This is a genomic window from Pseudomonas sp. GD03944, from assembly GCF_029839275.1.
Classification (GTDB): Bacteria; Pseudomonadota; Gammaproteobacteria; order Pseudomonadales; family Pseudomonadaceae; genus Aquipseudomonas.
Genome location: NZ_JAOCAH010000001.1, coordinates 662748 through 684895, shown reverse-complemented (window position 1 = coordinate 684895; position 22148 = coordinate 662748). Strand labels below are relative to the sequence as shown.

Sequence of the window (22148 nt, the reverse complement as noted above, 5' to 3'; positions counted from 1 at the left end):
GGTGGCGGCCCTCAGATGTACAGGCGTTCGGTGTTGTGGAAGCCGCGGCCGTTTTCGGCACGCGAGGTGCGGCAGAGCACGCTGATGCCGTCGTTGGCGACGCTGCTCCAGCTCAGTTGCACCGGCTTGGGGGAGTATTCGGGGGCCGGGTCCATCGGGTGCTGCAGGGCGGTGAGCACCACCAGGGTGTCCATCGGTGCGTACAGCTCGACGTAGTCGCCGGCCTGGCTGTTGCCCGGCTGGAAATGGAAGCAGCCGTCGCTGTCCACCGTGACCTTGCTGAACAGGTTCAGGCACATCAGCAGGTCCTGCAGGTTGAGGTTCCACTTGCCCATTTCCACCAGCAGGTTGTCCACGCCGTTGCGGAAGAAGCCGTTGCGCCGTTCCTGGTAGCGGCCCGCGCCGTATTTCTCCTGCACCTCATCGGCGTTCAGTACGCCGCCGAAGCTGTCGTGCCAGCCGCAGGTATCGGCGGTGATGGCGGCCAGCACGCGGCCCATGTCCGAGTACAGGCAGTGGCCGGCGGTGAGCTTGGCGGTGTGCTGGCATTTCAGCGAGTCGGGCAGGTTCAGCCGCTCGCTTTTCTCCGCCGCATTGAGCAGCAGCAGGCTGACGTTGGCGCCGCCTTCGAGGTCGGTGATGCGCAGCAGTTGCCCGCGCTTGAGGACGAAGGAGGTATGGCCACCGCCGGGCACGACTTCGTCGTACAGGCTGGGGCGCAGGGTGAGCGAGGCAGTCATGCAGAGGCTCCTTGGACGGCAGGTTGCAGGGTGCCGGCGATGTGCGCCGGCAGCGCGTCGACGGCGGCACGGGTGGTGCGGCGGTCGCTGTTCAGGGGAATGTCGTAGGTGATGCGCGCGCCGAAGGCATTGGGCGCGTGCGGATCGATGCGCGACTTGTCGAATACCAGCAGGCGGGTGCCCAGGCTGAAGCCTTCGCTGAGGTCATGGGTGACCATGAACACGGTCAGGCGGGTTTCGCGCCACAGGCCCAGCAGCAGTTCGTGCATGTCCTTGCGGATGCCAGGGTCGAGGGCGCCGAAGGGTTCGTCGAGCAACAACACCCTGGGCTTCATGATCAGTGCCTGGGCGATCGCCAGGCGTTGCTGCATGCCGCCGGACAGCTGGCTGGGGTATTTGTCCAGGGCATGGCCGAGGCCGACCTTGGTCAGCATCTGCGCTGCCTGCTCCCGTGCCTCGCGCTTGCCGGCGCCGAACAGCCGACCGAGCAGCGGTGAGCGCGGCAGCTCCAGGCCGATGGCGACGTTGTCCAGCACGCTCAGGTGCGGGAACACCGAGTAGCGCTGGAACACCACACCGCGGCTGGCGTCCGGTTCGGCGGCCAGGGGCTGGCCAGCCAGCAGGATTTCGCCCCGGCTGGCGCGCTCCTGGCCCAGCAGCAGGCGCAGGAAGGTCGACTTGCCACACCCAGAGGCACCGACCAGGGTGCAGAACTCACCCTCGGCGATGGACAGGTTGAGGCGCTCCAGCACGACCTGGTCGCCGTATTCCTGCCAGACGTTGTTGACCTGGATGAAGGGGTTCGACGTGTTCTTCAGCGAGCTCATGCCTTGGCTCCTTCGTACCAGGGGAAGCACAGGCGGATGGTCTGGCGCAGGCCCAGGTCTATCAGCCAGGCGAGCAGGGTGATCCACAGCACGTAGGGCAGGATCACGTCCATGGCCATGTAGCGGCGCACCAGGAAGATCCGATAGCCCAGACCGTCGGTAGAGGCGATGGCCTCGGCGGCGATCAGGAACAGCCAGGCCGAGCCGAGCATTAGCCGCAGGGAGATCAGCAGGCGTGGCATCAGTTGTGGCAGTACCACGCGCAGGATCAGGGTCCAGGTGCTGGCGCCGAGGGTCTGGGCCTTGATCAGCAGTTCCCGGGGTATTTCCCGGGCGCGCTGTTCCAGGTCGCGGGCGATGCAGGGGGTGATGCCGATGACGATCAGCATCACCTTGGACAGCTCGCCCAGGCCGAAGACGATGAACAGGATCGGCAGGATCGCCAGCGGCGGCACCATCGACAGCACGGTCAGCAGCGGCGACAGCGGTGCACTGAACAGCGGCAGGGTGCCGGCGGCGATGCCCAGGCACAGGCCCAGCAGCGCCGCTATGCCCAGACCGATGCCGAGGCGTTTCAGGCTGGAGGCGCTGTCCTGCCAGAACAGGTAGTTGCCGGTGCGCTTGTCTTCGGTGAAGGCCAGCCGATCGACCGCCGCGACCATCTGCGCCGCGCTGGGCAGCAGCTTGTCGTTGGGGTTCTCCGCCAGGCGCTGCGCCGAACTGGTGAAGTAGGCGAACAGCAGCAGGGCGAAGGGCAGCAACACCAGCATCAGTTTGCTGCTGCGGTCGGGGTGGCGGTTGATCAGGCGCATGGTTATCTCGTCGAACGTAGGGTGGATCGGGGCGCGTAGCTGACGCTTTTTTCATCCACCATGGGAGTGCGAGGTAGTGGATGGGGAACGCGTCAGCCACGCGCCCCGGCCCACCCTACGAGGTACCGTTTTAAAGCGTGCCGTCGGCCGCCATCTGCATGTAGCTCGGGTCGAAGCGCAGCTTGAGGTTGCCGCTGTCGCCGGTGACCACGTCGTTGGCGAAGCTCATGCCGATGGCTTCGCTGCTCTGGGCACCCTCGCCGAGCAGGCCGTGGTCGAAGGAGAAGCTAGCGACCTTGCCCATGGTGTCCGGCAGTTTCGGGCTGGTGGCGAAGGCCACGGCGTCCTTGGCGGTGTAGAACATGCGGGTGGCGGCCAGCTGTGCTTCATAGCCGGCCAGGTCGGTGCCGGAGGCCTTGGCCATGTGCTCGCGGGCGGCCTTGCCGGCGGCGTTGTCGGCGCTCATGGTGGCCATGATTTCGTACCAGGCACCGGTCAGCGCCTTGCCGAAGGCCGGGTTGTCCTTGAGGGTGTCGCTGTTGACCACCATCAGGTCGATGATCTCGCCCGGGATCTGGCTGGAGTCGAAGACCTTAGTCACGCCCGGGGTGGCTTCGATTTCCGCCAGCAGCGGGTTCCAGGTGGTCACGGCCTGCACGTCCTGGGTGGCGAAGGCGGCGACCATGTCGGCGTCGGAGGTGTTGACCACGCTCAGGTCTTTTTCGCTCAGGCCGGCCTTCTCCAGGCCACGGGCGAGCAGGTAGTGCGACACGGACAGCTCGACCAGGTTGACCGGTTGGCCCTTGAGGTCGCCCAGGGTCTTTTTCTCGCCCTTGATGACGATGCCGTCGTTGCCGTTGGAGAAGTCGCCGATGATCAGCGCGGTGGAGTCGATGCCACCGGCGGCGGGAATGGTCAGGGCGTCCATGTTGGTCATGGTGCAGCCATCGAACTGGCCGGCGCTGTACTGGTTGATCGACTCGACGTAGTCGTTGAGCTGCACCACGTCGATGGAAATGCCGTACTTCTTCGCCCACTTGTCGACGATGCCTTCGGCGGCGCCGTATTCCCAGGGCATCCAGCCGGCGTAGATGGTCCAGCAGACGCTGAAGCTGTCTTTCTGGGCGGCGTGGCTGTTGAAGCTGATGGCGGCGGCGAGGCCGGCAGCGAGAACGGAGAACAGACGGGGCGTACGCATAAGGAACCTCCAGTTCGAGAAAGGGCGGGCAGGAGTGCGCGGCGGTATCCCCATCACTGGGGCGCGTTCTCCCGGGCTTTTGTCCCGCCGTGTAACCTCGAAGGAGGTCGCCAACTCTCGGACCAGTCACCCGTCGATCGTCGATCGGCGGGCCGGAACCCTAGTCGGCTATTGCAAATTGTCGTGCCGCGATCCCGCCACAGCGGGTTGTTCCTGCACACCTATGGCATAGCGAACATCGTGCCAGGTGGCCCGGACGCCTCAGGCCGGGCCTTTGCGCCAGGTCGCGCTGCGCGGCGCACCTCGGGCTGCGCCGAGATAGTGCGCGTGGCGCGGTGCGTGCTGCTTCCTGGGGCGTTCGCTCAGAGCTGACGGTCTGCGGCCATCTGCATGTAGGTGTCGTCGAAGCGCAGCATGACCCGGTCCGGGTTGCCCAGGGTGCGCTCGCCGCTGAACGAGATGCCCAGGTTATCCAGGCCGCTGCCGGAGGTGCCGAGCAGGCCCTGGCCGTCGGCGAACTGCACCACCCGCTGCATGCGCTCGGGCATGCGGTTTTCCCGGGCGAAGGCCAGGGCGTAGCGCGGCGAATAGAACGAGCGCAGGGTGTTCAGCTGTTCGGCGAAGTCCGCTTCGCTGGTGCCGGCGGCCTGGGCCATCTTGGCCCGCGCGGCGCGGCCCGCTTCGGTGGGCATGCCCATCAGGCGCTGGGTTTCGAACCAGGCGCCGGTCAGCGCCTTGCCCAGCTCGGGGTGGGCGGCCAGCGTCTTGCTGTTGACCACGGTGAGGTCGATGATCTCGCCGGGAATCAGGTTGGAGGTGAACACCTGGGACACGGTGGTCTTGTTCTTGATGCTGGACAGAATCGGGTTCCAGGTGATCACCGCATCGCCCTGGCCCTTGAGGAAGGCGTCGGCGATTTCCAGGTCGGAGACGTGCTGCACCTTCACGTCCTCGGGCTTGAGCATGGCCCATTCCAGGGCACGGCTGAGCAGGTAGTGCGACACCGAGTTTTCCACCAGCAGCACGGTCTTGCCCTTGAGGTCCTGCACCTTCTGGTTGCCGCCGCGCAGCAGCACACCGTCGGCGCCGTTGGAGAAGTCGCCGATGATCAGCGCGGTGCTGTCCACGCCCGCGGCGGCGGGGATGGTCAGGGCATCCATGTTGGTCATGCTGCAGGCATCGTACTGGCCGGCGGTGTATTGCTCGATGGAGGCCACGTAGTCCGGCACCTCCGTGACCTCGATGCGGATGCCGTACTTGTCGGCCCACTTCTTCACGATGCCTTCGTCGGCAGCATAGCCCCAGGGCATCCAGCCGGCGAAGATCGACCAGCACAGCTTGAAGGTTTTCGGTTCGGCGCTGGCGCCCAGGGGGAAGGCCAGCAGCAGGGCGAGCAGGCCGGAGGACAAAAGACGGGGGATCGGTGGCATGGCAACCTCGGGTCAATGAACGGGTACAGGAAAGCGGGCAGCCGTGCTGCGCGTTCTCCCGGGCTTTTATCCCGCCGTGTAACCCCATGACCTGAGGTCGCCGACTCTCGGACCAGCGCTCGCCAGGCGAGCCGGAACCCTAGTCGGCCATTGTGATGTGCTACCGCGACCCGCCGTAACGGGCTTTCCTGCGTATCGGCGAAGCGAATGGCGTGCCAGGTCGGCGCTTGTATGCAGGGTACTGACTGAACTGTGCATTGCGTCACAGGCGTCCCCGGGCTCATCGAGGAAATAATTTGTCATCGAATAAGCCGACCAGCTGCGGCGCACCGGAAGCGGGGTGGCGTTGTCAGATGCTGCAGGGAGCGATCCCGGGGTCCGACTGCGGTCGGCGTTGTTCCAGCGGTCGAAGGAGGCCGCCATGTCATTCAAATCCATGCTTTTTGCAGTGCTGGGCCTGTCGATGACCGGTTGCGCGGTGTACGGCGACAGTTATGAACGGGATTACTACCGCAGCTACGACCGTGGCTACTACAGCGGCGGTAGCCAGGTGCAGCGCCATCCGGTGTACGTGGAGCCGCGTTTCAACAGCTACCACGACCGCCGCTACGACCGGTACCGCGACGATCGCCGCTACTACGACAACCGTCCCTATTACGACCAGCGCCGCTACGCGCCGCCCCCTCCGCCGCGCTATTACAACGACCGTCGCTACGAGCGCCGTGACGACCATCGCCGCCACGACTACCGGTCGGCCCAGCCGCGTCCGGGCTGGAATGGCCGCCATTACCAGCCGCGCGAGCGCACGCCGAACAACGTGCCCCGGGGCCTGATCAACAGCTCCCCGCAGCACCGCTACCACCGCTAGCTCGCCCGCCCGCACGCCACGCCTTCAGGCGTGGCGTTTTGCATCGAACCCGCTATCTTCCTCGCGGATGGCCTCGCACATGGCCAGCGCCGCCGGCGACAGGCTGTGTCCGGCGCGGCTCACCAGGCCGTAGGCGGACTGCTGGTTCAGCGCGCCCGCTTCGAGCGGCAGGCGGGCCAGGCGGCCGGCTTCGATGTCGGTGGCCACCACGTCCCAGGGCGCCATGCTCAGCACGTCGCTGTCGCCGACCAGGGTTTTCAGCACCATGAAGTTGTCGCACTGGATGCTCAGCGGCTGCTCGCGTCCGCTGGCGGCGATCAGGCTCTGCTCCACCTGGAGTGGCAGCTGGGTGCCGGCCAGGGGGTAGTCGAGCAGGTCGCGCAGGCGCAACTTCGTGCGTTGCAGCAACGGATGCCCCGGCCGGCAGAACAGCACGCCGGGGTGCTGGTGCAGGGGTTCGATGTGCAGCAGCGGGTCGTCCTGGAACTCCCGGGTGTCGGCGACGAACAGCTCGAGGGCGTCGTCCAGCAGGCTGTCGCGCAGCTCCAGCCAGTTGTCGATGCGCAGGTGCACCCGCACCCGCGGGTAACGCTGGGCCAGGCTGCCCAGGGCGCGGGGCACCAGGCGCGCGGCGGGGTAGGGGCCAGCGCCCAGGCGCAGTTCGCCTGCCTCCAGGTTGCCCAGCTGGCTTACCGCGTTCTTCAGCGCCCGGCTGCCGGCCAGCAGGCGCTGGGCGTGTTCCAGCACCAGGCGGCCATGGGCGGTGAGGCTGATACCACGGCTGTGGCGGTCCAGCAGGCGGCAGTCGAGATTGGCCTCCAGGGCCTGCACGCTGCGGCTCAGGGCCGGCTGGCTGAGGTTGACGGCTTCGGCGGCGCGGGCGAAGTGGCCGTGCTCGGCAAGGGCGACGAAATGGCGTAGCTGGCGCAGGTCGTTCATGCGTGTTCCGCATCGATTGTTGGTTTGGAATGCATTGGCATTATGCAAGGGCCTTTGTCAGGCTGCCAGTGCCTTTACAACAACAATCGAGGACGCCCATGCGCTCCCTGTCCCGTTTCAGCCAGCTGTGCCTGGCCGCTGCACTGCCCCTGGCCGTCCAGGCCGAACTGCCCGCGGAGCGGATCGAACCGTCGATCAACGCCGAGCTGGCGGCCCACACCCAGCATTTCGCCCAGACCCTTTATAAGGTGGCCGACAACGTCTATTCGGCGGTGGGCTGGCAACTCGGCAACGTGGTGATGATCGAGGCGCCGGAAGGCCTGATCATCGTCGACACCGGCGAGTCGGTCAGCGAGTCGCGGCGGATCATGGCGGAATTCCGCAAGATCACCGACAAGCCGGTCAAGGCGGTGGTTTACACCCACTTTCACCCGGACCACATCAACGGGGTGAAGGCCTTCGTCAGCGAAGAGCAGGTCAAGAGTGGCGAGGTGGCGATTTACGCCCACGAAAGCCTGCTCGACAACGTGGTGGCCCAGGGCGCGCTGGTCGGGCCGATCCTCTCGGTGCGCTCGGGCTACAGCTTCGGCGCCGGGCTGCCGGCCTCGGATCAGCAACACATGAACGCCGGCATCGGACCCCTGGCCAAGGCGGATGCCTCGACCTTCATCGCCCCGACCGTGACCTTCGGCGACAAACTCGACACCCGTATTGCCGGGCTCGACGTGCAGTTCCTGCACGTGCCGAGCGAGGCGCCGGACGAGATCATCCTGTACCTGCCGCTCAACCGCGTGCTGATCAGCGCCGAGGTGGTGCAGGGGCCGACGCTGCCGAACATCCACACCCTGCGGGGCACCAAGTTCCGCGACCCGGTGCTGTGGGTCGACAGCCTGGACCGCATGCGCGCCTACCAGGCCGAGCACATGGTGCCGCTGCACGGGCGCCCGGTGAGTGGTGAAAAGGAGGTGGAAGAGGTGCTGCGCATGACCCGCGACGGCATCGCCTACATCCATGACCAGACCGTGCGCTGGATGAACAAGGGCCTGACCCCGGACGAGCTGGTGGAGAAGGTCCAGCTGCCGCCGCACCTGGCGGGCTACACGCCGTACCTGCGCGAGTACTACGGCACGGTGAAGCACAGCGTGCGGCAGATCTACACCGGCTACCTGGGCTGGTTCGAAGGCGACCCGGTGGACCTCGACCCGCTGCCGCCAGCGGAGAAGGCCAAGCGCCTGATGGCGCTGATGGGCGGCCGCGACAAGCTGCTGATGGCCGCCGGCGAGGCCTACCTCAAGGGCGACAACCAGTGGGCGGCGGAGCTGGCCAGCTACGCGATCCGCGTGGATGCCGACGACCCGCTGGCGCGACAGATCAAGGCGAGGGCGTTCCGCAAGCTCGGCTACGCCAGCATGAACATCAACTGGCGCAACTGGTACCTGATGAGCGCCATGGAGCTGGAAGGGCAGTTCGACGAAGACAAGGCGCGGCAGATGGCCCAGGCCATGCGCAGTGCCTTCCTGTCGGCGGATATGCTGAAGAATTTCCCGCCCCGGGTCTTCCTGCATAACTGGGTGACCCGCATCGACCCGCAAAAGAGCGCGGACGTGAACCTGACCTTGGGCTTCCGTTTCCCGGATATCGACGAGGAGTGGGCGCTGGAGATCCGCCGTGGGGTGGTCCAGTTGCACGAGGGCATTCCGGAAGGCACCTCGCTCCGGCTGACCCTGGACAAGGCCTACCTGGATACCGTGATGAGTGGCGAGAACGGCCTGCTCAAGGGTGCGCTACTGGGGGATGTGAAGGTCGATGGCAACCTGCTGGACATCAAGACCTTCCTCGGCAGCTTCGATTTCGAGGATGCGCCGATTGCGCTTACGGTGCGTTGAGTGGCGAGGGCGGCGCGCTTCCAAACGTAAGTACGGCCGACCGCCTGGCGTGGAATAGGCACACTGAATGGGCTGGCCGGTGTTGCACCGGCAGCCTTCCGTGTCCGATCAGGGGGTTAACCATGCACTTGCTGTCCTTTGCCAAGGGCGCCCTGGCCATGTTCTGGCTGGTGGCGCTGCTCAACCTGCTCTATCCCTTCGCCGCACCGCTGAATGCCTGGGTCAACTGGGCGGCGGGCCTGGTGCTGCTGGCCCATGTGGCGGAAGTGGCGTTGCTCGCCCGGCGCCTCAATACACGGCCCAGCCCGTGGTGGGAGCGCACGCAGGTGCTGCTGTTCGGCATGCTGCACCTGCCGGCGCTGCGCTGAGCCTCACTCGATGAACAGTTGCTGCACCACCGAGAAGTCCTTCTTGCCCTTGCCCTGCTTGAGCAGCAGGCGGTAGATCTGCAGTGCCAGGGCGCCCATGGGGGTGCTGCTGCCGCTGTGCTGGGCGGCCTCCTGGGCCAGGCCCAGGTCCTTGGCCATCAGTTCGGCCATGAAACCGCCGCTGTAGCCCTTGCTGGCTGGCGCCGCTTCCATCACCCCGGGCCAGGGGTTGTACTTTTCCAGGGTCCAGTTGCCGCCCGAACTCTGGCGCATGATCTCGGCCAGCACGCTGGGGTCCAGGCCGTTGGCCACGCCCATGGCCATGGCTTCGGCGGTGGCGATCATCTGCACCGCCAGCACCTGGTTGTTGCACACCTTGGCCACCTGGCCGGCGCCGGCGGCACCGGCGTGGAGGATGTTCTTGCCCATCAGGCCGAACAGCGGGCGGGCCTTTTCCAGGGTGGTGGCGGTGCCGCCGATCATGAAGGTCAGGGTGCCGGCGGCCGCGCCGGCGGTGCCGCCCGATACCGGCGCGTCGAGCAGTTCGATGCCGCGGGCTTGGGCGGCCTGGTGCACCTTGCGCGCCACCTCGGGGGCGATGGTCGAGCACTCCAGCACCAGGGTGCCGGGTTCGAGGGCGGCGAGCAGGCCCTTGTCACCCAGGTAAAGGCCTTCCACATGGCGGCTGGCCGGCAGCATGCTGATCACCACCTGGGCGCCCTTGGCGGCAGCCTCGGCGCTGCTGGCCGCCTGCGCGCCTTCGGCGGCCAGTTCCTGCATGGCGCTCTGCACCAGGTCGAATACCTTCAGCTCATGGCCGGCCTTGAGCAGGTTGCGGGCCATGGGCAGCCCCATGTGGCCGAGGCCGATGAACGCGATCGTTGTCATTGTTGTTCTCCTCGTGATCAGTCCAGGTGGGCAGTTCGCCTTGGTTGCCGTTCAAATTGTGGGAGGGGCTTCAGCCGCGACTGGAACCACTGACCAATCGCCGCTGAAACGGAGCGCCGCCCGGCCCCTCCTACGGTGTTACAGGTCCGCCAGCGGGTGTTCGCCGTCCCAGACCGCCTCGAAGTGCGCGTCGATCACCGCCTGCGGGATCGTTGTCACGTCCGGCCAGTGCCAGCGGGGCGCGTGGTCCTTGTCGATCAGGCGAGCGCGCACGCCTTCTGGGAATTCCGGGTGACGGCAGCAGTTCAGGCTCATGGCGTATTCCATGCGGAACACCTCGGCCAGGGACAGCTGTGGGGCGCGGCGAACCTGTTCCCAGACCAGGTGGGCGGTGAGCGGGCAGCCGCCAGCCAGGGTCTTGGCCGCGCGGGCCAGCAGCGGGTCATCGTCGCCTTCCAGGGCGGTGAGGGCGCGCCAGCTGGTGGGCAGGTCGGCCTGGTCAAGCAGGGCGTCGAGGCGCTCGCGGCGCGGCAGCCACTGGGCCTCGGGCAGCTCACCGCGGGCTTCGTTTTCCAGGGCCTTGAGCAGGCTGTGCAGTTGCAGGGTCGGCTGCTCGCTCCAGTTCAGTTGCACCAGGCCGTTGATCAGGGCGTCCTGCTGGCTGTCGAGCAGGAAGCGGTCGGCCAGGCCCAGGTCGAGGGCGTCCCGGGCGTTCATGCCGCTGGCGGTGAGGCCGAGGAACAGCCCGAGGCTGCCCGGCAGGCGCGCCAGGAACCAGCTGCCGCCGACGTCAGGGTACAGGCCGATATTGATTTCCGGCATGCCCAGGCGGCTGCTCGGGGTGACGATGCGGATGCCCGCGCCCTGCATCAGGCCCATGCCGCCGCCCAACACGTGGCCGTGGGCCCAGCAGATGAAGGGTTTGGGGTAGGTGTGGATGCGGTGGTCGAGGCGGTATTCATCGGCGAAGAAGCGCCGCGCCAGAGCCGGCACCTCGCCGGGCTGCTCGTGGCACTGACGGGCCAGCTGCACCACGTCGCCGCCGGCGCAGAAGGCCTTGGGGCCGTTGCCGCGCAGGATCACACAGGCGATATCCGGATCGTCCGCCCAGGCGCTCAGCTTGGCGTCCAGGGCCTCGATCATTGGCAGGGAGAGGGCGTTCAGGCTTTTCTCGGCATCCAGGCTGGCGATGCCGATGCGGTAGCCATGCAGGCTGGCGCGTTCTTCGAATTGCACGTTCATCAGGGTGTCCGTCGTCGTGTGCGGTCAGGGTGGTAGGCAGCATCGCCCGAGCCAGCCTGCGGTTTATCGTGATCGGTGTACGCCGGGTAGGGTGAAAACCGCGAAGCGTTTTCCACCACCAGGGGTTCACTTGTTGCGCCACTGCGGGTCGCGTTTTTCCAGGAAGGCGTTCACCCCTTCGCGGGTGTCGTCGGCGTCGAACAGGTCGACGAAGCGCTCGCGCTCTTCGCTCAGCCAGGTGTTCGGGCTGCGCTCGCGGGCGCCCTGGATCAGCGGTTTGATGGTGCGCACCGCCACCGGGCTCTGGCGCGCCACCTTGGCCGCCAGCAGCAGGGCATGGCCGCGGGCTTCGCCGGTGTCCACCACCTGTTCGACCAGGCCGATACGCAGGGCGGTTTCCGCGTCGATGCGTTCGCCGCAGAGGATCAGGCGCTTGGCCCAGCCTTCGCCGACCAGCCAGGCCAGGTTCTGCGTACCGCCGGCGCAGGGCAGCAGGCCCACCGTGGCTTCCGGCAGAGCCATCTGTGCCTGGCGTTCGGCGATGCGCAGGTCACAGGCCAGGGCGCATTCCAGGCCGCCGCCCATGGCGTAGCCGTTGATCGCGGCGATCGACACACCGCGGAAATCACGCAGCGCCTCGAAGGCTTCGCCGAAGCGCCGGGCCATTTCCCGGGCGCGGGCCTTGTCGCCATCGGCGAACAGGTTGAGGTCGGCGCCGGCGCTGAAGAACTTGCCGCCCTGGCCGGTCACCACCAGGGCGTAAATGTCGTCGTCGCGGTTGAGGTGCTCGACCAGTTGCTTGAGGCCGATCAGCGATTCGCGGTCCCAGGTGTTGGCCGGCGGGTGGTTGATGGTGATCAGCGCGGTGTGGCCGTGCTTTTCCACGGTGATCTTGTGGGTCAGGTCGAATACACCGGGTTTGTAGGGTTCTACGGCAGTACTCATAGTGTCCTCGTTTCCATGCTGATGGCGCCCGGCTGCAGCAGGGCGCGTTCCGTCGGTGTTACAGCAGGCGATCGAGCATGCCGCCCTGGTCGAGCAGACGGCGGGCGATGATCACGCGCATGATTTCATTGGTGCCCTCGAGAATCTGGTGCACACGGCTGTCGCGCACCCAGCGCTCCAGCGGGTAGTCGTTGAGGTAACCGTAGCCGCCATGCAGCTGCAGCGCCTCGTTGCACAGGGTGAAACAGTGGTCGGTGGCGAAGCGCTTGGCCATGGCGCAGTACAGGCTGGCTTCGCTGTGCCCGTGGTCGAGCTTGTGCGCGGCCAGGCGCACCATCTGCCGGCTGGCGGTGAGGTCGGTGAGCATGTCGGCGAGCTTGAACTGCAGCGCCTGGAAGTCGCTCAGGGGCTTGCCGAACTGCTTGCGCTCCTCGGCGTAGCGCAGCGATTGCTCCAGCGCCGCCTGGGCCGCGCCCAGGGAGCAACTGGCAATGTTGATGCGGCCGCCGTCCAGGCCTTTCATGGCGTAGACGAAGCCCTGGCCTTCCGGCCCGATGCGCTGGCTGGCAGGGATGCGCACGCCTTCGAAGGTGATGCTGCGCGTGGGTTGCGCGCGCCAACCCATCTTCAGTTCGTTGCGCCCGTACTTCACGCCCTCGGCGTCAGCCGGTACCAGGAAGCACGACACGCCCTTGGCGCCGCTGTCTTCGCCGGTGCGCGCCATGACGATCAGCACGTCGGTGCTGCCGGCGCCGGAGATGAAGCACTTGCTGCCGTCGATCACGTAGTCGTCGCCGTCGCGCCGGGCACGGGTGCGCAGGTGGGCGGCGTCGGAGCCGGCATCCGGCTCGGTGAGGCAGTAAGAGGCCAGCAGCTCGCCGCTGACCAGGCGCGGCAGCCAGGCGTCCTTGAGCGCCTGGTCGCCGAACGAGGCGAGCATCCACGAGGCCATGTTGTGGATCGTGAGAAAGGCCGTGGTGGCGATGCAGCCGGCGGACAGTTGTTCGAAGATCAGCGAGGCGGACAGCCGTGACAGCCCGAGGCCGCCATCGTCTTCGTCGATGTACAGGGCCAGGTAGCCCTGTTCGGCCGCCCGCTTGATCACGTCCACCGGGAAGTGGTGGTCGCGGTCCCAGTCCGCCGCATGGGGCGCCAGCTCCCGCGTCGCGAAGGCGCGGGCGCTGTCTACCAGCAGGCGTTGTTCATCGCTGAGTTCGAAGTCCATAAGTCCTCATTGCAGGGTCAGGGGTTGGCCGGCGTTGCGCCGCTCGGCCTGCCATTCGGCAAGGCTGGGGGCCGCCTGGTTGGCGTCGAGTCGGTCGACGATTTCGAAGTAGTCCTGTTTCAGCGGGTCCTTGAGCACCTCGTCGCGCGCTTTCACTTTGACCGCGTAGACGGTTTGGATGTTCTGGTGGTCGAAGGCGCGCCACTCCTGGGTGTCCTTCAGCAACTGGTAGCGATGGCCTTCCAGGGCCTTGATCAGCGCTTCGCTGCTGAGGCTGTTGGCCCGCTTGGCGGCGTCGGCCCATTGGTAGACGATGCTGTAGGCCGAGGCGGCGGAGCTGGAGGGGTACATCTCGTAGCGTTTGGCGTAGTCGTTGACGAAGGCCTGGCCACGGGCGGATTTCTCCAGGGCCGGTACGCGCCAGGTCCAGGGCTCGGTGCCGATCACGCCTTCCATCAGACCCGGGCCTGCCTGCTCGACGATGCTCTGGGTCAGGTTGGGGGCGACGATCTGCATGCGCTCGGTGAGGCCCAGGTCCTTGGCGATGCGCATGGCGCGCACCAGGTCTTCGCCGAACAGCACCAGGGCCAGGACTTCGGCGTTGCTCGAGGCGGCCTGGGTCAGGGCGTCCTGGTAATCGGCCAGGCGTGCGCCGGGGAAGGGCACCTTGACGCTCGGGTGCTGCGCGCCGTCTTCGCTGTTGGTGGTCTGGCGCAGCGAGCTTTCGCTGGTGTGGCCCCAGGTGTAGTCGGCGGTGACGTAGAAGTAGCGCTTGTCCGGCAGGGTCTTGTGCAGGTACTGACCGAGCACGCGGGCGCTCATCCAGGCGTTGTTGCACTCGCGGAACATGTAGCGGTGGCCGTCCTTGCCGGTGGTGTCGTTGGAGTAGGTGAGGGTGCCGAAGTACAGCAGGCCGTGCTCGGCAGCGCGCTTGCCGGAGGCAATGGCCACGGCGCTGGAGGCGCCGCCGAAGAGCATGGCCGCACCTTCGCTGGCCAGTTTGTCGACGTTCTTGATGGCCTTGGACGGACGCGAGGCATCGTCCCGGCTGGACAGTCGCAGCGGACGACCCAACACCCCGCCCTGGGCGTTGATTTCGTCGATGGCCAGCAAGGCTCCGCGCATCTGTGCCAATCCTTCTTCCTTATACGACCCGGTGCGCGGGTAGTTGAGGCCCAGGGTGATGGGCTCGGCAGCTTGCGCACACAGGCTGAACCCGACCCAGAGGGCCAGGGCGGTAGTCAATCGTTGCATCGTGGTTCTCCTTGTTTTTGTTGTTGGAGCGAGGAGAACTTTTACGCGCTTGTACAGCTTTTCGAGTCGTCTTTTGGTCTAAGAAAACAGCGCTCCAGCCATGGAGTGGCCAGGTTATGGCCGGTATGTCGTGGCTGTTGCGCTGCATTGTGACGGACTCCGCTATTTCAGCTGGATAGTCATGTTCGGCCCGCCAGCGACGGGGCTTTCATCGAACCAGCGGCTGGTGACGGTCTTGGTCTCGGTGAAGAAGCGCACGCCCTGTTTGCCGTAGGCGTGCAGGTCGCCGTAGAACGAGCCTTTCCAGCCGGTGAAGGAGAAGAACGGCAGGGGTACGGGCACCGGCACGTTGATCCCCACCTGGCCGACTTCCACTGCGTGCTGGTAATGCCGTGCGGCGCCGCCGGAGCGGGTGAACAGCGAGGTGCCGTTGCCGTAGGGGCTGGCGTTGACCAGCGCGATCGCCTCGTCCAGGGTGTTGACCTCCATGCACACCAGCACCGGGCCGAAGATTTCCTCGCGGTACAGGCTCATGCGCGCGGTCACACCGCGGAACAGGGTCGGGCCCAGCCAGTTGCCGTTGGGGTAGCCGGGCACGCTGCACTGCGAGCCGTCGAGCAGGCACTCGGCGCCTTCCGCCTTGCCTTCGGCGATCAGGCGCAGCACCCGTTGCCGGGCCTGCTGGCTGATCAGCGGGCCGTAGGCGGCCTGGGCGTCGTTCCAGTAGCCGGGGCGCAACTCGGCCATCTGCGCGCGCAGCTCCTCGATCCACTGCTTCGATTCGCCGACGAATACCGCCACGCTGATCGCCATGCAGCGCTGGCCGGCGGCGCCGCAGCTGGCGCCGACCAGGTTGCTCAGCACCTGCTCCTTGTTGGCGTCGGGCAGGATCACCATGTGGTTCTTCGCGCCGGCGAAGGCCTGCACCCGTTTCAGGTGGGCAGTACCGGTGCGGTAGATGTGCTGGCCGACCGGCACCGAACCGACGAAGGAAATGGCGCGGATATCGGGGTGGGTCAGCAGGCTGTCGACCACCTCCCGGGCGCCGTGCAGCACCTGCAGCACGCCCTTGGGCGCGCCGGCCTCGATGAACAGTTCGGCCAGGCGGTTGGGGGTCAGCGGGTCCTGCTCGGACGGCTTGAGGATAAAGGTATTGCCGGCGGCGATGGCCAGGGGGAACATCCACAGCGGGATCATTGCCGGGAAGTTGAACGGGGTGACGCCGACGCACACGCCCAGGGGCTGAATCCAGCTTGACGTGTCGATGTCGCGGGCGACGTTCTCCACGGTCTCGCCCATCATCAGGCTGGCGATATTGGCCGCCTGTTCCACCACTTCGATGCCGCGCCAGACGTCGCCCTTGGCATCGGCCAGGGTCTTGCCGGTCTCGCTGGCCAGCAGCTCGGCGATCTCGTCGTGGTGTTCCTTGAGCAGATGCTGGTAGCGCAGCATCAGACGGGCGCGTTCCGGGACCGGCACCTCGCGCCAGGTGAGGAAGGCCGTCTTGGCGCTGGCAATGGCCGCCTCGATTTCTTCCGCGGTGGCCTTGGGCGCCAGGGCCAGGACGTCCTGGGTCGCCGGGTCGGTGACTTCGATGAACTCGCGGGTGCGGCTTTCACGCCATTCGCCGTCGATCAACTGGGCAATTGCCTTGCTCATCCCATCCTCCACTGCGGACCTCAGCGGGCCCGTTTGTTGTTTTGCCAGAGTTATAGCGGGGCGAGTAGGGCGGGGGAATTGACGATCTTGTGCGCTGGATGGACTATCTTGGGATAAGTACAACAACAAGAGAGCACCATGCGCTCCGCTGTCGAAACCTCCAACTGGCCCCTGCCGGCCAATGGCGTGCGCTTCATCACGCCGCCTCGCCTGCGCCGCCTGCTGGCCAGAAGCCCCCTGACACAGGGCTGCTTCCCGCTGGCACTGGGCTATTACCCCGAGGCGCAGGGGCATCGCATGAGCCGCCCGGCGCCGGACGATCACCTGCTGATCTACTGCCGCGCCGGCCAGGGTTGGCTGGAAACAGCGGATGGACGATTGATGGTTGGTGGTGGCGACCTGTTGCTGTTGCCCAAGGGCGCGGCCCACGCCTACGGTGCTGATCCCGACAAGCCCTGGACGATTTACTGGGTGCACTTCGACGGCGAGCTGGTGGCGGATTTCCTGCGGCCGCTGGGCAAGGGGCCGCTGTGGCGCATCGGCGTGCAGCCGCGGCTGCTGGCAGAATTCGATGCGCTGCTCAACGTGCGCAAGCAGGGTTTGAGCCTGCCGCACTTCATCTACGCCGCGCACCAGTTGCAGGCGCTGCTGACCTCGCTGGCGGTGCTGCCGGCGCGGGCCAAGCTGAAATCCGGGCGGGTGCTGGACGTGGACGCCGTAGAGGCGGTGATGCGCGCGCACCTGCATGATTCGCTGAACCTCGACGAGCTGGCGGCGCAGTTCAAGCTGTCGCGCTTCCACTTCGCCAAGACTTATCGCGACCTGACCGGCCACGCGCCGATCCAGGCCTTCATCCAGCTGAAAATGGCCCATGCCTGTCGCCTGCTCGACGAAGGCGGCCAGGGCATCCGCCAGGTCGCCGAGCAACTGGGCTACGAGGACGTGTATTACTTCTCGCGGCTGTTCCGCAAGGTGGTGGGCATGGCGCCCAGTCATTACCGGGCGCTGCACCAGGGCTAATGTGCCGGCTGCCCGGCCCTACACCCGGGCGATGGTCGCCAGGCCGGTGGCGACGATTTTCTCCTGGCCGTCGCGCAGGGCGAACACGTCGGCCCGGGTCACCACCTGGCGCTGTCCGGCCTTGATCACCTCGCCGCGGCAGATCAGCTTGTCGCCCAGTGCCGGAGCCAGCAGGTTGACCTTGTACTCGCTGGTGACCACGTCGCCGACCACACTGGCCGCGGCCCAGGCGCAGGTGCTGTCGATCATGAAGCCCACCACCGCCCCGTGGACGAAACCGTGGTGCTGGGTCAGTTCCTTGCGCGGCAGCACTTCCATCTCGATCCGTCCAGGGGCAAAAGCGGTGAGGCTGAAGCCGATCATCTGGGCGAAGGGCGAGTGCTCCAGAGCCTGTTCCAGGCGTTCGCGGGTCATGGCAACAGCGTTCATGGTCAGTCTCCGGAGGGGGATGTTTCCCAGTCTTGGCCGCGCCGGGCGATCCGGCAATCTGCATCCAGCGGTGTGATGGTCGGGCATCACGAGCGTGGCGTGCGCTACTGGAAATTACTCGGCGGCGCGACTTGCGTTGAGGCGCCGCCAGCCCCTAACGTACGGCCTTCGTTTTGTGTTCCAGGAATCACGCATGTCCGCTGCAGATAACGTCAAGCTCGAAGCCGGCTGGAAACAGGCCCTGCACGAGGAATTCGACAAGCCCTACATGAAGGCGCTGGGCGATTTCCTGCGGCAGGAGAAGGCCGCCGGCAAGGAGATCTACCCGCCGGGTTCGTTGATCTTCAATGCGCTGAATTCCACGCCGCTGGACCAGGTGAAGGTGGTAATCATCGGCCAGGACCCCTACCACGGTCCCGGCCAGGCCCACGGCCTGTGCTTCTCGGTGCAGCCGGGGGTGGCCACGCCGCCCTCGCTGGTGAACATCTACAAGGAGCTCAAGCGCGACCTGAACATCGACATCGCGCCCCACGGCTACCTGCAGTCCTGGGCGGAGCAGGGCGTGCTGCTGCTCAACACCTCGCTGACGGTGGAGCGGGCCAACGCCGGTTCCCATGCGGGCAAGGGCTGGCAGTTCTTCACTGACAAGGTGATCGAGGTGGTCAGCCAGCACCAGTCGCGCCTGGTGTTCCTGTTGTGGGGCAGTCATGCCCAGAGCAAGGAAAAGCTGATCGACACCAGCAAACACCTAGTGCTCAAGTCTCCCCATCCGTCGCCTTTGTCGGCGCACCGCGGGTTCATCGGCAATGGCCATTTCAGCCATACCAACAAGTTCCTGAATCAGCACGGGTTGCCCACTATCGACTGGCGCCTGCCGCCGCTCTAACCAGTGCTGCAGGCCTGTGCGGCGAGGTCGCGGTGCAGGTCGCGCAGGCGGTGGTCGAGGCGTTCGCGCTGCTTGGCGTCAGCACTGCCGAGCAGGTCGCTGAACAGGGTGGCCAGCGCTGCCCGGGTCTTCGGATAGGCCGCGCGGTAGGCGTCGGTGTAGAAGGCCTCGCGGTCCTGCAGCAGGCGCGTCATGCGTTCGCTGAAATCCGCACCCTTGCGTGCGTCCAGCGTCTGGCTGAACGCCTGCTGCCACTGCTGGCGGTTCTCCAGCCAGATCCGGTTCTGTTCGCCCAGCCCCGTTGACCATTGCAGGATGCGCGCCTGCTGCGCCTCGCTCAGCCGGCCGAACCAGGGACGCAGGCGTTCTTCCATGCGCTCGGCGCGCTCGGTGATCTGCACCGCCAGCTCGGGTTCGAGAAAGTCCTGGCGGTCCTCCTGGTTGTCTTCATCGATGGCCGCTTGGAGTTCGGCCACCTGTTTCGGGTTGAGGCCCTGCAGCAGCTCGATGGCGGTGGGGGTGATCTGCACGGCGATGCGTTTGACCGCGGCATCGAACTCGGCCAGCTGCTCGCCGAACTGCTCGGGGCTGGCGCCCTCGGGCTGCGCCAGCAGGGTTCTGGCGTGTTCCAGCAGGCCCAGGGTATGGGGCAGCTCGGTGCTGCAATGCCAGGCCAGGTGCGCCTGGATGCGCGGTTTGAGCCAGGCCTTCTGCTCGCTGGTAAGGGTCAGGTAGTCGTTCAGGCGCCAGGGAATCAGCCAGTCGAGGTTGCGGTAGGCCAGGCCGACGCTGCTGCAGGCGCTCAGCAGGCTCAGGATCAGGAGTAGCAGGAGCGGGCGTTTCATCCGTGCACGGCCTCGTTCAGGAAATGACCTGAGGTTAGACCGGTCGAGCAGGGCTGAGGTCGGGACTGAAATATCCGCTAAAAAAGAGCCCGCACGAAGGCGGGCTAAAGGAGGTTCGTGGCCACCACAGTGGCCCGTCCTCATGCGTTGCGTTGCCAGAACCGGAACAGGGGTTCGGCGAGGAACATCACCATGAACAGCCGCAAGGCCTGCAGGGCGGTGACCAGGGCCACCGACAGGTGCAGCGCTTCGGCGGTCAGGGACAGTTCGGTGATGCCGCCGGGCATCATGCCGAGCACCAGCGACACCGAATCGATGCCCGCCAGCCAGCCGATCAGGCCACCGCACAGTGCGGTGCAGACCATCGCCAGCAGGGTGAACAGCAGCACCCGCGCCAGGAAGCCCGGGGCGCTGCGGAAGAACGCCCGGTCGAAGTGACAGCCCAGGGCGCAGCCGATCAGCCACTGGCCGAACTGACCGACGCCCTGGGGCATGCCGATGTGCAGGTCGAAGGTGACGGCCGCCGCCGCGCACAGGGTCAGCGGGCCGAGCATCCACGGGTTGGGTTGCCCCGACTTGCGCCAGAGCACCGCCACCAGCGCGCCGGCCGGCAGCAGGATGGCCAGCCAGGTCCAGTCCACGGCGGCTGCCGGTGGTGGCTCCATGGCCGGCAGGCCCCAGGTGAACAGAGCTGGAATCAGCAGCACCACCAGCAGCAGGCGCATGCTGTGCGCCGCCGCGATGCGCGCCGGTTGCGCGCCATGGCGCAGGGACAGGTTGACCATTTCGCTGGCGCCGCCGGGCATGCTGGCGAAGAACGCCGTGGCCCGGTCGACCCCGGCGCGGCGCAGGCCGGCGATGCCGATGACGCTGAGCAGCAGGGTGGCGAGCACGCCGAGGACGATGATCGCCATGTTGCTCAGCACTTGTTCCAGCACCTCGCTGGTGAAGTGCAGGCCGATGCCGGTGGCCACCAGCCATTGACCGGCCTGGCGACCACCGGGCATCTCGCGGCTGAGCACGCCACTGCAGCGCAGGGCGATCACTGCCAGCAGCGAGCCGATGATCCATGGCAATGGCCAGCCGATGAGGCTGGCCAGGTACCCGCCGACCGCGCCCACCAGTGGCGTGAGCCACCAGTGACGCGGGTGTTTCGGGTTGAACGATGGGTCAGGCATTGGCCAGTTCGGCCTTGCGTTGACTGCGCTTGCGCCAGCTGCGGTAGAAGGGCAGGGCGATCATGCCGACGATCAGGGTCCAGACGCCCCAGGTGATCGGGCTGGCGAACAGGATGCCCAGCTCGCCGTTGGAGATCGACAGGGCGCGGCGCAGGTTCTGCTCCATCAGCCCGCCGAGGATGAAACCCAGCAGGATCGCCGACAGCGGGAAGTCCATCTTGCGCAGGATGTAGCCGGCGACCCCGATGCCGATCATCAGGTACAGGTCGAAGGCCGTGGCGTGGATTGCGTACACGCCGATCGAGGTGATGATGGCGATGGCCGGCACCAGCGCCCAGTAGGGCACGGCGAGGATCTTGGTGAAGATCTTGATCATCGGCACGTTCATCACGATCAGCATGATGTTGGCCACGAACAGCGAGGCGATCAGGCCCCAGACGATGTCCGGCTGGTCGCGGAACAGCAGCGGGCCCGGGGTGATGTTGTACAGGGTCAGGGCGCCGAGCATCACCGCGGTGGTGCCGGAACCGGGCACGCCCAGGGTCAGCATCGGCACCATGGAACCGCAGGCCGAGGCGCTGTTGGCGGTTTCCGGAGCGGCCAGGCCACGCAGGTCACCGTCACCGAACTTGTTGTCTTTCAGGGCCAGGCGTTTTTCGCTCATGTACGCCACGGCGCTGGCCAGGGTCGCACCGGCACCCGGCAGGATGCCCAGGAAGAACCCGACCGCGCCGCTGCGCAGGTTGGTGCCCAGCACCGACATCCCTTCCTTGACGTTGAACAGCATCCGGCCACTGGCATCCAGGGCCTTCTGGCCGTGGTGGGTGCGTTCCAGCAAGACCAGGATCTCGCTGACCGAGAACAGGCCCAGGACCAGCACCACGAACTGGATGCCGTCGCTCAGGCCGAGGCTGCCGAAGGTGAAGCGGTACACGCCGCTGTTGGAGTCGATGCCGACGCAGGACAGGAACAGGCCGATACAGGCGGCGATGGCCGTCTTCATCGGTTTGTTGCCGGCCATGCCGGCCAGGCAGACGATGGCGAACACCATCAGCACGAAGTACTCGGCGGGGCCGAAGGCCACGGCCCACTTGGCCAGCAGCGGGGCGAAGATCACCACGCCGCAGGTGGCCATCAGACCGCCGATGAAGGAGCTCCAGGCCGAGATGGACAGGGCCACGCCAGCCTTGCCCTGGCGCGCCAGCGGGTAGCCGTCGAGGGTGGTCATCACCGCCGAGGCTTCGCCCGGGATGTTCAGCAGGATCGAGGAAATGCGGCCGCCGTATTCGCAGCCCAGGTACACCGCGGCGAGCAGGATCAGCGCGGTTTCCGGCGGCAGGCCGAGGGCGAAGGCGATGGGGATCAGCAGCGCCACGCCGTTGATCGGGCCCAGGCCCGGCAGCAGGCCGACGACGGTGCCGATCAGTGTGCCGCACAGGGCGGTGAACAGGTTGTAGGGGCTCAGGGCAACGCCGAAGCCTTGGCCCAGGTAGGCGAATGTATCCATGG

Annotated in this window: 21 protein-coding genes and 2 riboswitches; of the genes, 5 read left to right on the top strand and 16 right to left on the bottom strand. The window is 66.4% G+C overall.

Annotated elements, in window-relative coordinates; translation table 11 throughout:
* Window positions 1-11 precede the first annotated feature (11 nt).
* The 5 genes from N5C28_RS03330 to N5C28_RS03310 form a co-directional block, all read right to left on the bottom strand.
* On the bottom strand, window positions 12-740 hold the full coding sequence (locus N5C28_RS03330; protein ID WP_279820075.1) for an urea amidolyase associated protein UAAP1: 729 nt from the start codon (window positions 738-740) through the stop codon (window positions 12-14).
* Complete coding sequence (locus tag N5C28_RS03325) at window positions 737-1567, bottom strand: ABC transporter ATP-binding protein (protein WP_279820074.1); 831 nt, start codon at window positions 1565-1567, stop codon at window positions 737-739. Before N5C28_RS03325 ends, N5C28_RS03330 begins: the two co-directional genes overlap by 4 nt.
* Complete coding sequence (locus N5C28_RS03320) at window positions 1564-2379, bottom strand: ABC transporter permease (RefSeq protein ID WP_279820072.1); 816 nt, start codon at window positions 2377-2379, stop codon at window positions 1564-1566. Before N5C28_RS03320 ends, N5C28_RS03325 begins: the two co-directional genes overlap by 4 nt.
* Before the next feature lie 130 nt (window positions 2380-2509).
* A complete protein-coding gene (locus tag N5C28_RS03315) occupies window positions 2510-3577 on the bottom strand; it encodes a putative urea ABC transporter substrate-binding protein (protein ID WP_279820066.1) in 1068 nt (355 codons plus the stop codon).
* A gap of 66 nt (window positions 3578-3643) precedes the next feature.
* Window positions 3644-3752, bottom strand: a riboswitch (guanidine-I (ykkC/yxkD leader).
* A gap of 187 nt (window positions 3753-3939) precedes the next feature.
* The gene (locus tag N5C28_RS03310; protein WP_279820060.1) at window positions 3940-5007 is read right to left on the bottom strand and encodes a putative urea ABC transporter substrate-binding protein; all 1068 of its coding nucleotides are present in this window, start codon (window positions 5005-5007) and stop codon (window positions 3940-3942) included.
* 53 nt (window positions 5008-5060) lie between these two features.
* Window positions 5061-5161: riboswitch (guanidine-I (ykkC/yxkD leader) on the bottom strand.
* Between the two features lie 267 nt (window positions 5162-5428).
* Here N5C28_RS03310 and N5C28_RS03305 point away from each other — a divergent pair.
* The gene (locus N5C28_RS03305) at window positions 5429-5875 is read left to right on the top strand and encodes a hypothetical protein (protein ID WP_279820055.1); all 447 of its coding nucleotides are present in this window, start codon (window positions 5429-5431) and stop codon (window positions 5873-5875) included.
* A gap of 24 nt (window positions 5876-5899) precedes the next feature.
* Here the strand turns inward: N5C28_RS03305 and N5C28_RS03300 are convergent, their stop codons facing one another.
* Window positions 5900-6814, bottom strand: a complete 915-nt coding sequence (locus N5C28_RS03300; RefSeq protein ID WP_279820050.1) for a LysR substrate-binding domain-containing protein — start codon at window positions 6812-6814, stop codon at window positions 5900-5902.
* 98 nt (window positions 6815-6912) lie between these two features.
* On the opposite strand from N5C28_RS03300, the gene N5C28_RS03295 reads away from it, so the two are divergent.
* Together N5C28_RS03295 and N5C28_RS03290 are read left to right on the top strand one after the other, a co-directional pair.
* Entirely contained in the window at window positions 6913-8700 is a 1788-nt protein-coding gene (locus tag N5C28_RS03295) for an alkyl sulfatase dimerization domain-containing protein (protein ID WP_279820047.1), read from the top strand.
* A 122-nt stretch (window positions 8701-8822) separates the two neighbouring features.
* Complete coding sequence (locus N5C28_RS03290) at window positions 8823-9068, top strand: DUF1145 domain-containing protein (protein WP_279820043.1); 246 nt, start codon at window positions 8823-8825, stop codon at window positions 9066-9068.
* Window positions 9069-9071: 3 nt separating this feature from the next.
* On the opposite strand, the gene mmsB is transcribed toward N5C28_RS03290, so the two are convergent.
* The 6 genes from mmsB to N5C28_RS03260 all read right to left on the bottom strand — a co-directional run bounded on the left by mmsB (window position 9072) and on the right by N5C28_RS03260 (window position 16281).
* Entirely contained in the window at window positions 9072-9956 is an 885-nt protein-coding gene (gene mmsB / locus N5C28_RS03285) for a 3-hydroxyisobutyrate dehydrogenase (protein WP_279820040.1), read from the bottom strand.
* Between the two features lie 138 nt (window positions 9957-10094).
* Window positions 10095-11198, bottom strand: coding sequence for an enoyl-CoA hydratase/isomerase family protein (locus N5C28_RS03280; RefSeq protein ID WP_279820038.1), 1104 nt, complete (start codon window positions 11196-11198; stop codon window positions 10095-10097).
* Window positions 11199-11324: 126 nt separating this feature from the next.
* Complete coding sequence (locus tag N5C28_RS03275; RefSeq protein ID WP_279820037.1) at window positions 11325-12143, bottom strand: enoyl-CoA hydratase; 819 nt, start codon at window positions 12141-12143, stop codon at window positions 11325-11327.
* A gap of 58 nt (window positions 12144-12201) precedes the next feature.
* Complete coding sequence (locus N5C28_RS03270) at window positions 12202-13368, bottom strand: isobutyryl-CoA dehydrogenase (RefSeq protein ID WP_279820035.1); 1167 nt, start codon at window positions 13366-13368, stop codon at window positions 12202-12204.
* A 6-nt stretch (window positions 13369-13374) separates the two neighbouring features.
* Window positions 13375-14622, bottom strand: coding sequence for an ABC transporter substrate-binding protein (locus N5C28_RS03265; RefSeq protein WP_279820034.1), 1248 nt, complete (start codon window positions 14620-14622; stop codon window positions 13375-13377).
* A gap of 162 nt (window positions 14623-14784) precedes the next feature.
* The gene (locus N5C28_RS03260) at window positions 14785-16281 is read right to left on the bottom strand and encodes a CoA-acylating methylmalonate-semialdehyde dehydrogenase (protein WP_279820032.1); all 1497 of its coding nucleotides are present in this window, start codon (window positions 16279-16281) and stop codon (window positions 14785-14787) included.
* Window positions 16282-16419: 138 nt separating this feature from the next.
* Between N5C28_RS03260 and N5C28_RS03255 the strand changes: the two genes are divergently transcribed.
* A complete protein-coding gene (locus N5C28_RS03255; RefSeq protein WP_279820029.1) occupies window positions 16420-17301 on the top strand; it encodes an AraC family transcriptional regulator in 882 nt (293 codons plus the stop codon).
* 18 nt (window positions 17302-17319) lie between these two features.
* Here N5C28_RS03255 and N5C28_RS03250 read toward each other — a convergent pair whose 3' ends face one another.
* Window positions 17320-17730: a PaaI family thioesterase gene (locus N5C28_RS03250; RefSeq protein ID WP_279820027.1), complete on the bottom strand. Its 411-nt coding sequence runs from the start codon at window positions 17728-17730 to the stop codon at window positions 17320-17322.
* Window positions 17731-17923: 193 nt separating this feature from the next.
* On the opposite strand from N5C28_RS03250, the gene ung reads away from it, so the two are divergent.
* Window positions 17924-18616, top strand: coding sequence for a uracil-DNA glycosylase (gene ung, locus N5C28_RS03245; RefSeq protein ID WP_279820025.1), 693 nt, complete (start codon window positions 17924-17926; stop codon window positions 18614-18616).
* Here ung and N5C28_RS03240 read toward each other — a convergent pair.
* From N5C28_RS03240 to N5C28_RS03230, 3 genes are all read right to left on the bottom strand, one after another.
* Window positions 18613-19461, bottom strand: coding sequence for a DUF6279 family lipoprotein (locus N5C28_RS03240; protein WP_279820022.1), 849 nt, complete (start codon window positions 19459-19461; stop codon window positions 18613-18615). The genes ung and N5C28_RS03240 overlap by 4 nt on opposite strands.
* A gap of 140 nt (window positions 19462-19601) precedes the next feature.
* Entirely contained in the window at window positions 19602-20639 is a 1038-nt protein-coding gene (locus N5C28_RS03235) for an AbrB family transcriptional regulator (protein WP_279820019.1), read from the bottom strand.
* Window positions 20632-22146 (bottom strand): tripartite tricarboxylate transporter permease, encoded by a 1515-nt coding sequence (locus tag N5C28_RS03230; protein ID WP_279820017.1) that lies wholly within the window; start codon window positions 22144-22146, stop codon window positions 20632-20634. The genes N5C28_RS03235 and N5C28_RS03230 overlap by 8 nt, the downstream gene beginning before the upstream one ends.
* Window positions 22147-22148 lie beyond the last annotated feature (2 nt).

Excerpts from the sequence above, each read along its gene's own strand:
- N5C28_RS03330 (WP_279820075.1), bottom strand. The coding sequence starts at position 740 with ATGACTGCCTCGCTCACCCTGCGCCCCAGCCTGTACGACGAAGTCGTG.
- N5C28_RS03325 (WP_279820074.1), bottom strand. The coding sequence starts at position 1,567 with ATGAGCTCGCTGAAGAACACGTCGAACCCCTTCATCCAGGTCAACAAC.
- N5C28_RS03320 (WP_279820072.1), bottom strand. The coding sequence starts at position 2,379 with ATGCGCCTGATCAACCGCCACCCCGACCGCAGCAGCAAACTGATGCTG.
- N5C28_RS03315 (WP_279820066.1), bottom strand. The coding sequence starts at position 3,577 with ATGCGTACGCCCCGTCTGTTCTCCGTTCTCGCTGCCGGCCTCGCCGCC.
- N5C28_RS03310 (WP_279820060.1), bottom strand. The coding sequence starts at position 5,007 with ATGCCACCGATCCCCCGTCTTTTGTCCTCCGGCCTGCTCGCCCTGCTG.
- N5C28_RS03305 (WP_279820055.1), top strand. The coding sequence starts at position 5,429 with ATGTCATTCAAATCCATGCTTTTTGCAGTGCTGGGCCTGTCGATGACC.
- N5C28_RS03300 (WP_279820050.1), bottom strand. The coding sequence starts at position 6,814 with ATGAACGACCTGCGCCAGCTACGCCATTTCGTCGCCCTTGCCGAGCAC.
- N5C28_RS03295 (WP_279820047.1), top strand. The coding sequence starts at position 6,913 with ATGCGCTCCCTGTCCCGTTTCAGCCAGCTGTGCCTGGCCGCTGCACTG.
- N5C28_RS03290 (WP_279820043.1), top strand. The coding sequence starts at position 8,823 with ATGCACTTGCTGTCCTTTGCCAAGGGCGCCCTGGCCATGTTCTGGCTG.
- mmsB (WP_279820040.1), bottom strand. The coding sequence starts at position 9,956 with ATGACAACGATCGCGTTCATCGGCCTCGGCCACATGGGGCTGCCCATG.
- N5C28_RS03280 (WP_279820038.1), bottom strand. The coding sequence starts at position 11,198 with ATGAACGTGCAATTCGAAGAACGCGCCAGCCTGCATGGCTACCGCATC.
- N5C28_RS03275 (WP_279820037.1), bottom strand. The coding sequence starts at position 12,143 with ATGAGTACTGCCGTAGAACCCTACAAACCCGGTGTATTCGACCTGACC.
- N5C28_RS03270 (WP_279820035.1), bottom strand. The coding sequence starts at position 13,368 with ATGGACTTCGAACTCAGCGATGAACAACGCCTGCTGGTAGACAGCGCC.
- N5C28_RS03265 (WP_279820034.1), bottom strand. The coding sequence starts at position 14,622 with ATGCAACGATTGACTACCGCCCTGGCCCTCTGGGTCGGGTTCAGCCTG.
- N5C28_RS03260 (WP_279820032.1), bottom strand. The coding sequence starts at position 16,281 with ATGAGCAAGGCAATTGCCCAGTTGATCGACGGCGAATGGCGTGAAAGC.
- N5C28_RS03255 (WP_279820029.1), top strand. The coding sequence starts at position 16,420 with ATGCGCTCCGCTGTCGAAACCTCCAACTGGCCCCTGCCGGCCAATGGC.
- N5C28_RS03250 (WP_279820027.1), bottom strand. The coding sequence starts at position 17,730 with ATGAACGCTGTTGCCATGACCCGCGAACGCCTGGAACAGGCTCTGGAG.
- ung (WP_279820025.1), top strand. The coding sequence starts at position 17,924 with ATGTCCGCTGCAGATAACGTCAAGCTCGAAGCCGGCTGGAAACAGGCC.
- N5C28_RS03240 (WP_279820022.1), bottom strand. The coding sequence starts at position 19,461 with ATGAAACGCCCGCTCCTGCTACTCCTGATCCTGAGCCTGCTGAGCGCC.
- N5C28_RS03235 (WP_279820019.1), bottom strand. The coding sequence starts at position 20,639 with ATGCCTGACCCATCGTTCAACCCGAAACACCCGCGTCACTGGTGGCTC.
- N5C28_RS03230 (WP_279820017.1), bottom strand. The coding sequence starts at position 22,146 with ATGGATACATTCGCCTACCTGGGCCAAGGCTTCGGCGTTGCCCTGAGC.